General features: G+C 66.7%; 8 protein-coding genes and 1 tRNA gene. 7 read left to right on the top strand and 2 right to left on the bottom strand.

Translation table 11 applies throughout. The features are described 5' to 3' along the window. Nucleotides 1-111 precede the first annotated feature (111 nt). Nucleotides 112-3,042, top strand: a complete 2,931-nt coding sequence (gene ileS / locus KF941_RS02740; protein WP_214272481.1) for an isoleucine--tRNA ligase — start codon at nt 112-114, stop codon at nt 3,040-3,042. A 56-nt stretch (nt 3,043-3,098) separates the two neighbouring features. Here the strand turns inward: ileS and KF941_RS02735 are convergent, their stop codons facing one another. Next, entirely contained in the window at nt 3,099-4,283 is a 1,185-nt protein-coding gene (locus tag KF941_RS02735; RefSeq protein WP_240540331.1) for a hypothetical protein, read from the bottom strand. A gap of 710 nt (nt 4,284-4,993) precedes the next feature. Between KF941_RS02735 and KF941_RS02730 the strand changes: the two genes are divergently transcribed. The 6 genes from KF941_RS02730 (at nt 4,994) to KF941_RS02705 (ending at nt 9,996) form a co-directional block, all read left to right on the top strand. Further along, nucleotides 4,994-5,194 (top strand): CsbD family protein, encoded by a 201-nt coding sequence (locus tag KF941_RS02730; protein WP_116222244.1) that lies wholly within the window; start codon nt 4,994-4,996, stop codon nt 5,192-5,194. A 209-nt stretch (nt 5,195-5,403) separates the two neighbouring features. Continuing rightward, the gene (gene lon / locus KF941_RS02725; protein ID WP_036758095.1) at nt 5,404-7,821 is read left to right on the top strand and encodes an endopeptidase La; all 2,418 of its coding nucleotides are present in this window, start codon (nt 5,404-5,406) and stop codon (nt 7,819-7,821) included. Nucleotides 7,822-7,892: 71 nt separating this feature from the next. Beyond that, complete coding sequence (locus KF941_RS02720) at nt 7,893-8,186, top strand: HU family DNA-binding protein (RefSeq protein ID WP_072462018.1); 294 nt, start codon at nt 7,893-7,895, stop codon at nt 8,184-8,186. Nucleotides 8,187-8,242: 56 nt separating this feature from the next. Beyond that, nucleotides 8,243-8,317, top strand: a tRNA-Val gene (locus KF941_RS02715). 168 nt (nt 8,318-8,485) lie between these two features. Further along, complete coding sequence (locus KF941_RS02710) at nt 8,486-9,061, top strand: TAXI family TRAP transporter solute-binding subunit (protein WP_214272480.1); 576 nt, start codon at nt 8,486-8,488, stop codon at nt 9,059-9,061. Nucleotides 9,062-9,138: 77 nt separating this feature from the next. Further along, nucleotides 9,139-9,996, top strand: a complete 858-nt coding sequence (locus KF941_RS02705) for a helix-turn-helix domain-containing protein (protein ID WP_214272479.1) — start codon at nt 9,139-9,141, stop codon at nt 9,994-9,996. A gap of 260 nt (nt 9,997-10,256) precedes the next feature. On the opposite strand, the gene KF941_RS02700 is transcribed toward KF941_RS02705, so the two are convergent. Continuing rightward, on the bottom strand, nt 10,257-12,221 hold the full coding sequence (locus KF941_RS02700) for a TonB-dependent receptor (RefSeq protein WP_214272478.1): 1,965 nt from the start codon (nt 12,219-12,221) through the stop codon (nt 10,257-10,259). Nucleotides 12,222-12,273: the final 52 nt, after the last annotated feature.

The raw sequence follows: 12,273 nt of genomic DNA, 5'->3' as shown, positions 1-12,273 counted from the left end.
CCGCGCATGTTCAGCAGGGCGCGGATCTTCCGAATTATTCGCCCGGCGGCGTAGGGAGCCCTCGCCGCCGGGTCATGCATGCCTGCCCTGCCACCGAAGGATTCCCGCCAGATGAGCGACACCACGACCGAGACCCAGGCCGCGACCGATTACCGCGACACCGTCTTCCTGCCCCAGACCGATTTCCCGATGCGCGCCGGCCTGCCGCAGCGCGAGCCCGAATGGCTGGCCCGCTGGGAGCGCATCGGCATCTACGACCGGCTGCGCGAGAGGGCGGCGGGGCGCGCGCCCTTCATCCTGCACGACGGCCCGCCCTATGCGAACGGCAACCTGCATATCGGCCACGCGCTGAACAAGACCATCAAGGACATCATCGTGCGCAGCCACCAGATGATGGGCCGCGATGCGCGCTACGTGCCCGGCTGGGACTGCCACGGCCTGCCGATCGAATGGAAGATCGAGGAGAAATACCGCAAGGAAGGCCGCGACAAGGACGCGGTCGACGTGGTCGAGTTCCGCCAGGAATGCCGCCGCTTTGCCGAGCATTGGGTCGATGTCCAGCGCGAGGAGTTCAAGCGGCTGGGCATCACCGGCAAATGGGACGATCCCTACCTGACCATGGACCATCACGCCGAGGCGGTGATCGCGGCCGAGTTCATGAAGCTGCTGATGAACGGCTCGCTCTACCAGGGCTCGAAGCCGGTGATGTGGTCGCCGGTCGAAAAGACCGCGCTGGCCGAGGCCGAGGTCGAGTATCACGACCATACCAGCCACACCATCTGGGTGCGGTTCCGGGTGGAATCGTCGCAGGGTATTTGGGCAACGGAGAAACCCGCCAGCGTGGTGATCTGGACCACCACGCCCTGGACCATTCCGCAGAACCGGGCCGTGGCCTATAATCCGGGCGTCGCCTACGGGCTTTATCGCGTGGGCGCGGTGGCCGAGAATGCGACGGCGAAAAGCGGCGAGTTGCTGGTGCTGGCCGATGCGCTGGCCGAAAGCGTGCGCGCTGCGGCCAAGGTCGAGGAATGGGAGCGGGTCCGCGACGTGACCGCGGCCGACCTGGAGGGGCTGGTGCTGGCCCATCCCCTGCGCGGCGTCGAGGGCGGTGCGGGCGAATGGGACTATGACGTGCCCATGCTGCCGGGCGAGCATGTGACCGAGGATGCCGGCACCGGCTTCGTCCATACCGCCCCCAGCCATGGCGACGACGACTATCAGCTTGGGCTGCGCTTCAAGCTGCCGATGACCTATAACGTCGAGCCGGACGGCTCCTATCGCGCCGACCTGCCGCTGTTCGGCGGCCAGGCGATCATCGGTGCGGACGGCAAGGAAGGCCCGGCCAATGTCAGCGTCATCAAGCAGCTGGCCTGGGCCGGCGCGCTGCTGGCCAAGGGCAAGATCAAGCATTCCTATCCGCACAGCTGGCGGTCCAAGGCGCCGCTGATCTATCGCAACACGCCGCAATGGTTCGCGGCCATCGACCATGCGCTGGCCGACGGCATGGGCGAATATGGCGACACCATCCGCACGCGGGCGCTGACCAGCATCGACAGGCTGGTGAAATGGTGGCCGCAATCGGGCCGCAACCGCATCCACGCCATGGTCGAGAACCGGCCCGACTGGGTGCTGTCGCGCCAGCGCGCCTGGGGCGTGCCGCTGACCTGTTTCGTGAAGAAGGGCGCGAAGCCCGGCGACCCGGAGTTCCTGCTGCGCGACCAGCGGGTGAACGACCGCATCATCGAAGCCTTCGAACGGGACGGCGCCGATGCCTGGTATCGCCCCGGCTTTGCCGCCGAGGTGCTGGAGGGCGTGGCCGATCCGGCGGATTACGATCAGGTCGTGGACGTGCTGGACGTCTGGTTCGACAGCGGCTCGACCCATGCCTTCGTGCTGCGCGACCGCGCCGACGGGGCGCCGGACGGCATCGCCGACGTCTACCTGGAAGGCACCGACCAGCATCGCGGCTGGTTCCAGTCCTCGCTCTTGCAGGCCTGCGCGACCAGGGGCCGGGCGCCCTATCGCAACGTGGTCACGCACGGCTTCACGCTGGACGAGAAGGGCATGAAGATGTCCAAGTCGCTCGGCAATACCATCGTGCCGGCCGAGGTCATCAAGCAATACGGCGCCGACATCCTGCGGCTCTGGGTGGCGCAGACCGACTATACCGCCGACCAGCGCATCGGCCCCGAGATCCTCAAGGGCACCGCCGACAGCTATCGCCGGCTGCGCAACACGCTGCGCTTCATCCTGGGCAACCTGGCCGGATTCGACGAGGCCGAGCGGGTCGAGGCGGCCGAGATGCCGGAACTGGAGCAATGGGTGCTGCACCGGCTGGCGCAGATCGACCAGCAGCTGCGCAAGGGCTATGACGGCTTCGATTTCCAGGGCGTGTTCCAGACCGTGTTCCAGTTCGCCACCGTGGACCTTTCGGCCTTCTATTTCGACATCCGCAAGGACGCGCTTTATTGCGACGCGCCCGATGCGCTGCGCCGGCGGGCGGCGCGCACGGTGCTGGACCTGCTGTTTCACCGGCTCGTCACCTGGCTGGCGCCGATCCTGCCCTTCACCATGGAGGATGTCTGGCTGAGCCGTTTCCCCTCCGAGGATGACAGCGTGCATCTGCGGGACTTCCCCGTCACCCCGGCGGAGTGGCTGAACGAATCCCTGGCGGCGAAATGGGACACCATCCGCCGCATCCGCCGCACCGTGACCGCCGCGCTGGAGATCAAGCGCACGGACAAGGTGATCGGCGCCAGCCTGGAAGCCGCGCCGGTGGTGCATGTCGAGGAGCCCGAGGATCTGAAGGCGCTGAAATCGGTGGATTTCGCCGATATCTGCATCACCTCGGACCTGAGCCTGACCGCCGATCCGGCGCCGGGCGAGGCGTTCCGGCTGTCGGACGTGCCCGGCATCGGCGTGGTCTTCGAGGCCGCGGAGGGCGAGAAATGCCAGCGCTGCTGGAAGATCCTGCCCGATGTCGGCAGCCACCGCCATCCGGGCACCTGCGCCCGCTGCGATGCGGTGCTGGCCAAGGGGTGACGGTCCCGCCGATGGTTCCCGGCAGCGCCCTGCCGGCCGGGAACCGTCGCTCGCGGCTAGCGCAGCCAGAGGCCGGCCTTCTTCAGGATTTGCCGCGTGCGGCCTTCGTTCAGCGGCATGCGGCGGTCAAACATGGGGCGGATGCGGTCCCGGCCGGTTCCCTCCAGCACGATCTGCCGCGAGGGCGCCCATGCCTCGGCCAGCGGGGCCAGCCGCGGATCGCGCAGCAGCGTCTCGACCGTCTCGACGACCAGGTCGCTTTCCCTGGCATAAAGCAGCGGCAGGTCGCGATAGTGACAGGTCACGTCGCCGTCGAGCCCGGCGAGGCCGGGGCCCGGCCGCCCGCCACCGAGTGCGTGGATCACCAGCGGAAGCGCCACCTGGTCCAGCAGCACGTCCAGCTTCTGGCTGGCCAGCGCCTCGCCGGGATCCTCGCGGATCGCCAGCGCCCAGTCCAGGAAGCGGCGGCCGAATTCCTGCGGGTCGGCGCCGAAGAACCAGCCGGCGTTGAAATACAGGTAACGCTCCCAATGCTCGTCGGGCTGGCTGGTGTCCAGCGAGCTTTCGTAATCCAGCCCGAAACGGTCATAGAGCGACTTCCAGATCGCGCCATAGCCCGGACCGTAAAGCGGCGGCTCGGGCCATGTCGCGCTGCGGCGCATCGAGGCCGAAGGGCGCGAGAAGTCGAAGGGCAGCCGGTCCAGCGGCCCGGTCACCAGCGTATCGCTGTCGAAGAAGACGAAGGGCTCGCCGGGCGGCAGCACCGACAGCGCCTCGATCTTGTTGCCGAAGGGATAGCTGGCGCCGAAATGCCGGGCGGTGAAGGGCAGGATCTCGGCTCCGAAATCCAGCAGCGCCAGGCGGATCGGGGCCGGTATCTTGGTCCGCGCCCCGGTCCAGGCACCCTCGGCACTAGGTTCCGCGACGATCAGCCGGCCGCGCCAGTCGGGAGCGTGGTGGCGCAGGCTGGCGGCGAACAGCGCCGCCTCCATGCCCAGGCGGATGTCCTGGCCGATCAGCAGGATATTGAAGGGGCCGGCCGGCACCGGCGCGGGGGCCCTGGTCTCGGCCTTGGTCTTGACTGCCGGCTTTTTGCGCTTCGCGGCGCGTTCGGCCTGGCGCAACTGGCGCTGGGCTTCGCGCTGGGCGCGGTTGGCGGCCTGCTGTGCGGCCCGCCTGCTCGTCGGGGGCGGGTCCTCCCGGTCCTTGTCTTTTCCCTTGTCCTTGACCACGTCACACATACCCATCTTGCGAATCTTTACCGCGACGGGTTTAGCAACAGGACGGGGTTTCGTTCCAGAGGTGAATTCGGTTTTCCCTATTCAACCACCATGCGATATGGCGGGGAAAGAATAGGGAACGGAAACACCCTTGAATTGCACGAAATGCAGAAACTCGGCAGAAACCTCACCAAAAAGGCAGGTTCCCGCTCAACGGCTTTCATTGCAGGGTGACTTCAGCCGTTGAACGATTTCCACTTTTACAGGTACGGCAAGACCGGGTGAGACGTGGGCACCGTGCTCATCCGGTCGCTCTTTATTCGAATTTGACATTCTACCCGAGACTTGTCGATCATTTCGATAAAACCATGGCGCTTTTCCGCCGATGCTCTTGTGCAGGTTTATTGAATCGCGCGCCCTGCAACCGCACCGGCCAAGGATGTGTCGCGCGCATCGGCCGGGGCCCGGCACCGCCTTGCAGTTGAAATGACGGCATTCGGCTCGCCTATCGTCGGCCGGCAGTCCCTGCCCGTTGCCCAAGGCCGGTTTCCGCCATTTCCCGGCCGGGCATTTTCCCTTTCCAGATCAGCCCGTTTTCCCGGAATCCGGCGGAGGCACAGCAGAGAGGCGGCGAATCCTGCGGCAGATTTCCGGCCGCATGCGGGAACCTCCTGCACGGAACGGTCGTTCAATTCCCACATGCAAACCTAATCCGCTCGAAAGGAGTGCCGATGAACTGGGATATCATCGAAGGCAAATGGAACCAGCTCAAGGGCAGCGTCAGGGAAAAATGGGGCGACCTGACCGATGACGAACTGACCGAGATGGCGGGCAGGAAGGACAAGCTTGCCGGCAAGCTGCAGGAAAAATACGGCTGGACCAAGGAAAAGGCGGAAGAGCAGATCGACCACTTCTTCCGCGACAAGGTCTGACCCCGCTTTCACCCAGGTCCGACGACCCTCGGGGCCTCCGGTTCGCGCCGGGGGCCCTTTTCTTGCCACGGCCCGGCGGGATCAAGAACAAAATGCGAACAAATCCCCCATTGAACCTCTTGCGCGGGCTTCCTATCTTGTCTGCCAGCAGGGGGCGCAGACTGCCTGTCTTTAGGGGTTGCGCCTCTTGGCGAGAAAGGACTGATTCCATGAACGAATTCGCCCAAACCACCCATCCGGTCCTGCCCTTGCGGGACATCGTGGTGTTTCCGCACATGATCGTGCCGCTGTTCGTCGGGCGCGAGAAATCGGTGCGGGCGCTCGAGGCCGTGATGGAGCAGGACCGCCCGATCCTTCTCGCAGCCCAGAAGGATGCCGCGGTCGACGAGCCCGCCGCCGAGGGGATCTTCCGCACCGGCGTTCTGGCCAATGTGCTGCAATTGCTGAAACTTCCCGACGGGACCGTCAAGGTCCTGGTCGAAGGGCGCGAACGCGTCACCATCACCGATTTCGTGCCGAACGACGCCTATTTCGAGGCCCGCTGCGAGATGCTGCCCGAAGAGCCGGGCGACGAAGAGACGCTGGCCGCCCTGACCCGCGCCGTCGCCGAGGAGTTCGAGCGCTACGTGAAAGTGCGCAAGAACATCCCCGAAGAGGTCGTCTCGGCCGTAGCCGAGGCCCGCGATGCGGCGCGCCTGGCCGACCTGGTCAGCGGCCATCTGGGCATCGCGCTGGACAAGAAGCAGGAACTGCTGGAAACGCTGGTGACTGCCGAGCGGCTGGAAAAGGTCTATGGCCTGATGCAGGGCGAGATGTCGGTCCTGCAGGTCGAGAAGAAGATCAAGTCCCGCGTCAAGACACAGATGGAGAAGACCCAGCGCGAATACTACCTGAATGAGCAGATGAAGGCCATTCAGAAGGAGCTGGGCGACGGCGAGGACGGCTCGAACGAGATCACCGAGCTGGAAGAAAAGATCGCGGCGACCAAGTTCAGCAAGGAGGCCCGCGAAAAGGCCGAGGCCGAGCTGAAGAAGCTGAAGTCGATGTCGCCGATGTCGGCCGAGGCCACGGTCAGCCGCAACTATCTCGACTGGCTGCTGGCGCTGCCCTGGGGCGTGAAATCGCGCATCCGCAAGGATCTCGGCAAGGCCGAGGAGGTGCTGGACGCCGATCACTACGGCCTGGAAAAGGTCAAGGAGCGGATCGTCGAATACCTGGCGGTGCAGAACCGCTCGGCCAAGCTCAAGGGGCCGATCCTGTGCCTCGTCGGGCCTCCGGGCGTCGGCAAGACCTCGCTGGGCCGTTCGGTGGCCCGCGCCACGGGGCGCGAGTTCATCCGCATCAGCCTTGGCGGGGTGCGCGACGAATCCGAGATCCGCGGCCACCGCCGGACCTATATCGGCTCGATGCCCGGCAAGATCATCCAGGCGCTGAAGAAGGCCAAGACCACGAACCCGCTGATCCTGCTCGACGAGATCGACAAGATGGGCCAGGATTTCCGCGGCGATCCGGCCAGCGCGATGCTGGAGGTGCTGGACCCCGAACAGAACGCGACTTTCGTGGACCACTATCTCGAGGTGGAATACGACCTGTCGAACGTGATGTTCGTGACCACGGCCAACAGCTACAACATGCCGGGGCCCCTGCTCGACCGGATGGAGATCATCCCCCTGGCCGGCTATACCGAGGACGAGAAGCGCGAGATCGCGCGCCAGCACCTGCTGCCCAAGCAGATCAAGGCGAACGGGCTGCGCAAGGGCGAGTTCTCGGTCAGCGACGAGGCGCTGACCCATGTGATCCGCTACTACACCCGCGAGGCGGGCGTGCGGTCGCTGGAGCGCGAAATCGCCAAGCTGGCCCGCAAGGCGGTGACCGAGATCCTCAAGGGCAAGGTCAAGTCGGTCGAGGTGACGCCCGAAAAGGCCGAGGAATACCTGGGCGTGCGCCGCTATCGCTATGGCCTGGCCGAAAGGGACGACCAGGTCGGCGTGGTGACGGGCCTGGCCTGGACCCAGGTCGGCGGCGACCTGCTGCAGATCGAGGCGCTGAAGCTGCCCGGCAAGGGCCGGATGAAGACGACCGGAAAGCTGGGCGAGGTGATGAAGGAATCGATCGACGCCGCATCCTCCTTCGTCCGCTCGATCAGCCCCGAGCTGGGGGTGAAGCCGCCGAAGTTCGAGAAGGTGGACATCCACGTCCACGTCCCCGAAGGCGCGACGCCCAAGGACGGGCCGTCCGCGGGCATCGCCATGGTGACCTCGATCGTGTCGGTGCTGACGCAGATCCCGGTCCGCAAGGACGTGGCCATGACCGGCGAGGTCACGCTGCGCGGCAACGTGCTGGCCATCGGCGGGCTCAAGGAAAAGCTGCTGGCGGCGCTGCGCGGCGGCATCAAGACCGTGCTGATCCCGGCCGATAACGAAAAGGATCTGGCCGAGATCCCGGCCAACGTCAAGGAAGGGCTCAGGATCATCCCGGTCAGCCATGTGCGCGAGGTGTTGCAGCAGGCGCTGGTGCGGATGCCCGAGCCCATCGAATGGGACGAGGCCGCCGAGGAAGCGGCCGAGGCCAGCCGGCTGGCCGCGACCCGTGACCAGGGCAGCGGCGGCGCGGCGGTCGCCCATTGACACAAGCAACCGCGCGGGCCATCCCGCGCGGTTTTTTCTTGACCGAGGCTCCATCAGAAAGGAGTTCGCTCATGGCAAGATCGGAGGGAAAACCGAAAAGGGAAAGCACCGCCGAGCCTGAGCCGGCAAGGGTTCTGCAAAAGCGGCAGCTTCTGGCCCAGGTCGCGCGGCGGACCGGCCTGCGCAACAGCGAGGTCAAGGCCGTCGTCGAGGCCACCCTGGCTGAGCTGGACGAGGCGATTGCGGCGGGCATGACGCTGGCGCTGCCGCCCTTGGGCCGGGCGCGGATCAGCCGGCGCAACGACAGATCGGGCGGCGAGGTCATCACCCTGCGCCTGCGCCGCCGCGCCGCCGGCGAGGCATGATTTTTCGTCCAAAGCCTCTTGCAGCCCGCCGCGGCTGCGGCTATCTAGCGCGCATCGGGCGATTAGCTCAGCGGTAGAGCGCTTCGTTCACATCGAAGATGTCAGCGGTTCAAATCCGTTATCGCCCACCATGATTCCCAGCGACTTAGGCCAGCGCATACGAAGCGCGCCTAGGTCGGCTGGATCCCTCCTCCCCCAGGCAGCAGGACGGCCGCGCATTTTCGCAGCCCCCGCCGGTTGTTGACGGCGGCGGCTCTGTCTAGCATCGCCGCGGACGATCGGGGCAACAGGGGCATGCCATGAAGCTAGGGACAATGTTCGCGGCCTTCGCCATCGCCGCCGGCCTGGGCCAGGCCGCGACGGCGCAAGAGATCGCGTTCTTCCGCATCGGCACCGGCGGCACCGCCGGCACCTATTACCCGATCGGCGGGCTGATCGCGAATGCGATCTCGAACCCGCCCGGCTCGCGTGCCTGCGAGGAAGGCGGCTCCTGCGGGGTGCCGGGGCTGGTGGCGACGGCGCTGGTCACGAGCGGCTCGGTCGGCAATGTGAAGGCCATCGACGGCGGCAGCCTGGAGGCCGGCTTCAGCCAGTCCGACGTGGCCTATTGGGCGCAGACCGGCACCTATGAGGGGCAGGATGCCGATGTCGCCACGCTTTCGGTCGGGGCGCAGCTGGTGACAAGCGCCGACCAGCCCGAGGTGCTGGTCCACGGCATCACCCAGGCGCTTTACAACCAGACCACGCAAAGGCTGCTCGCCGCCGGCCATCCCAGGGGCAGGCTGATCACGCTGGAGAATGCGACCCAGGGCGCGGGCATCCCCTTCCATCCGGGCGCCGAGCGTTTCTACAGGGAAGCCGGCCAGCTGGAATGAACCGGGTCGCGAACGGCGATGCCCGCGTCCGTGGGCCGGCGTTTGCCTTGCCAAATTATTTCCATTATACATGAATAATGGAAAAGAATCGCGTTCTCGACACGCTCGCCGCCCTGGCCCATGACATCCGGCTGGATGTGTTTCGCTTGTTGGTCCAGGCCGGTCCCGAGGGTCGGACGGCAGGCGAGATCGCGGATATGCTGAACATCCGCGCCAATACGCTGTCGAACAACCTGACCGTCCTTGCCGCGGCGGGGCTGGTGCATTCGGCGCGCGAGGGCCGCTCGATCCGCTATTTCGCCGGGATCGAGGCGATGCGCGGGCTGCTGGCCTTCCTGATGCAGGATTGCTGCGGCGGCCGGCCCGAGCTGTGCCAGCCGGTTCTGGACCAGATCGCCCGCAACGGCCGGAGGCCCGCCATGACCGACCATCCCTATCACGTCCTTTTCCTCTGCACCGGCAATTCGGCCCGCTCGATCCTGGCCGAGGCCATCCTGAATGCCGAAGGCGAGGGCCGGTTCCGCGCCCATTCCGCCGGCTCGTTTCCCAAGGGCACGGTCCATCCCCTTGCCCTGCAACTGCTCGAGCGGCGGGGGCATGACACGGCCGGGCTGCGCTCGAAAGGCTGGGACGAGTTTGCCGGTCCCGAGGCGCCGCAGATGGATTTCGTCTTCACCGTCTGCGACGATGCGGCCGGAGAGATCTGCCCGGTCTGGCCCGGCCAGCCGATGACCGCGCATTGGGGCCTGCCCGACCCGGCCGCCGCCACCGGCACCGAGGCCGAGCGGCACTTGGCCTTTGCCCAGACCTATCGCGCGCTGAAGAACCGCATCTCGGCCTTCGTCAGCCTGCCCATCGCCTCGCTCGACCGCCTGTCGCTGCAAGGCCATGTGGACCGGATCGGCCGGGCCGCCGATACCCGCGCCGAAGGCTGATCGCCGGCCTGTCGCAGCGCGGGCCGGCGGGGCCACGATCGTCGCAATCGGCACCCCGCGCCGCCATAGCCTGGCCCCGGCGGATGCGCGGCGCATTGGTGAACGGCCCCGGCGACCTTCGCGTCCATCGCCAGGAACACCCGTCGGCGTGCGGACGAACGGCCGGTGACGCTGGCGCCGGTGGCCATCGCCCGAACGCCTTGCCCCAGGGGACCGGGATCGCCATCCGTCACGGTCCCGCCGGCAGCCCGCGCCGGGGTTCAGAACCGCCAGCCCCCGGCAAGCCGGATGCTGCGCCCCATCTCGTAAAGATTGGTCACGCCGCCCGACACGCTGTAGGGGGTGGAGTGATCCAGATAGCGCTTGTCGAAGATGTTCTGGATCGCCAGGCTGTATTCCTGCCCTTCCGCCGGCCGCCAGACCACCGACAGGTCATGCACGGCATAGCCCGGCAGTTCCTCGAGCGCGGTGAAGGTGGCGGGCAGGTCGTCCTCGGCCAGGACCAGGATGCTGGTCCAGGCGAATTGCAGGTCATGCGCGGCCATGGCATGGGCAATGTCCAGCACGAGCTTGTCGCCCTGGGGCGCCACGCCGTTCGACCAGTCGCCCGGCCCGACCGGAACGCCGGCGTAATCGACATCGGCGCGGGAATAGCTGAGGTCCAGGCTCCAGTCGCCCCAGTCCCGGCCAAGCCGCGCGGTAAAGCCCCGGCTGTCGATGTCGCCGCCGCGCGTCCGGGCATAGGGCATGCCGCGCTGCCCGCCGTAAAGGATCGAACCCTCGATGCGGGTGTCGAAGAGGGTCAGCCCCGCGCGCCATCCATTGGCGTCGAAGGCGGCGCCGATCTCGGTGGTGCGGGCGCGTTCGCCCTCCAGCGTCGGGTCGGTGGCGGCGGCGTTGATCCCGCTTGTCAGCTGCGTTCCCGGCACCGGACGGACGCCGCGATGCGCCTCGGACCACGAGGCGAAAAGCGACAGCCCCTGCGCCGTTTCAAAGCGCAGCCCGACATTCGGGCTGAGGTGGTCGCCGTCATAGACGTTCCCCGCCAGATCGGCCAGCGAGGTGCTGTCATAGCGCAGCCCGCCCGAGGCCAGCCAATGCCCGGCAAAGCCGTATTCGGCCTGCAGATACAGGCCATGCGTCTCGCCCGTCTCCGAGACGCGCGGGCCCGAGCCGGCGCGGCCGCGCGACTGTTCCCTCGTGTAGTCATAGCCATAGGTCAGCACCAGCGCCCCCAGTTCCGAACGGTTGCGGATATCCAGGCCGCTGGTCAGCCACTCGCCCTCGGACGGCGAGGCGGTCACCCGCTTCAGCGCGCTGCGGTTGTCATAGGCGCGCAATTCCAGGTCGATCAGCGGGTTGCCCGCCGGAGCATAGGAATAGCGCAGGCTGGTGGTTTCGCGGGTGAACTCCTGGTCCTGCGGCTCGGCATCCGGCAGGCCGAAATTGGCCTGCGTGGCGCGCATGCCGTTATCCTCGCGCCGGTTGTGGGTCAGGGCGATCTCGTGGTCCGGGGCGGGACGGAAGCGCAGCTTGACCAGGCCCTCGGCGGGTTCGTCGTCGCTATAGGGAACCGCGTTGCCGCCGCCGTCCTTGTAATTGCCGGCCCAGGTCTTGGACCCATAGACCAGATAGGAAAAGCGCTCGTCCGGCCGGCCGTAGAAGCCCAGGGACGGCGAAAGCCGGTCGCCATTGCTCTGCCCGGCGAAACGCAGCATCACCCCCTGCCGCTGCCCCGGCAGAAGCAGATCCTCGGCATCCTTGGTCTCGTAGCGGATGGCGCCGCCCAGGGCGCCCGGACCGGCCAGCGCGCCGCCGGTGCCCGCCTCGACCTCGACCCGCTTCAGCATGAAGGGGTCGATGCCCATGTTGCCGTTGTGGCGAAACAGGTTGCCGCTTTGGCGGGCGCCGTCCACGGTGACGTTGAGGCTGGTTTCCTCGATCCCGCGGACATAGACCCTTTGCGCCGTGCTGCGGTCGGCGCCGCTGACATGGACCTCGGGCTCGGCGGCATAGAGATCGTTGAGCGTCAGCGGCTGGCGCTGCGCGATCCTTTCATCGGTCACCGTCTCGCCGTCCGCGTCGGTTCCGGCCTTGAGATAGATCGTTTCCAACCGCACCGTGTCCTCCTGGGCCGCGGCAGAGGTCATCGCCAAGGCCGAAGCCGTGGCCAGCCCGGCGGCCAGGGCAACCCGACACCCTTTTCCCGAAATCAACCTTTTCACAATCATCTGTTCCTTCGCCTCCGGCAAACCCGATAAATTTTCTTGGGTATGC

Origin of the sequence: Paracoccus sp. pheM1, from assembly GCF_018499825.1 — a bacterium.
Taxonomy (GTDB): Bacteria; Pseudomonadota; Alphaproteobacteria; order Rhodobacterales; family Rhodobacteraceae; genus Paracoccus; species Paracoccus versutus.
Note: the sequence above shows the minus strand (reverse complement) of the source record. Positions and strands in the feature narration are given on the sequence as shown.

Bases quoted from the DNA above. Each gene is read 5' to 3' on its own strand.
- ileS (WP_214272481.1), top strand. From the start codon at position 112: ATGAGCGACACCACGACCGAGACCCAGGCCGCGACCGATTACCGCGAC.
- KF941_RS02735 (WP_240540331.1), bottom strand. From the start codon at position 4,283: ATGTGTGACGTGGTCAAGGACAAGGGAAAAGACAAGGACCGGGAGGAC.
- KF941_RS02730 (WP_116222244.1), top strand. From the start codon at position 4,994: ATGAACTGGGATATCATCGAAGGCAAATGGAACCAGCTCAAGGGCAGC.
- lon (WP_036758095.1), top strand. From the start codon at position 5,404: ATGAACGAATTCGCCCAAACCACCCATCCGGTCCTGCCCTTGCGGGAC.
- KF941_RS02720 (WP_072462018.1), top strand. From the start codon at position 7,893: ATGGCAAGATCGGAGGGAAAACCGAAAAGGGAAAGCACCGCCGAGCCT.
- KF941_RS02710 (WP_214272480.1), top strand. From the start codon at position 8,486: ATGAAGCTAGGGACAATGTTCGCGGCCTTCGCCATCGCCGCCGGCCTG.
- KF941_RS02705 (WP_214272479.1), top strand. From the start codon at position 9,139: ATGGAAAAGAATCGCGTTCTCGACACGCTCGCCGCCCTGGCCCATGAC.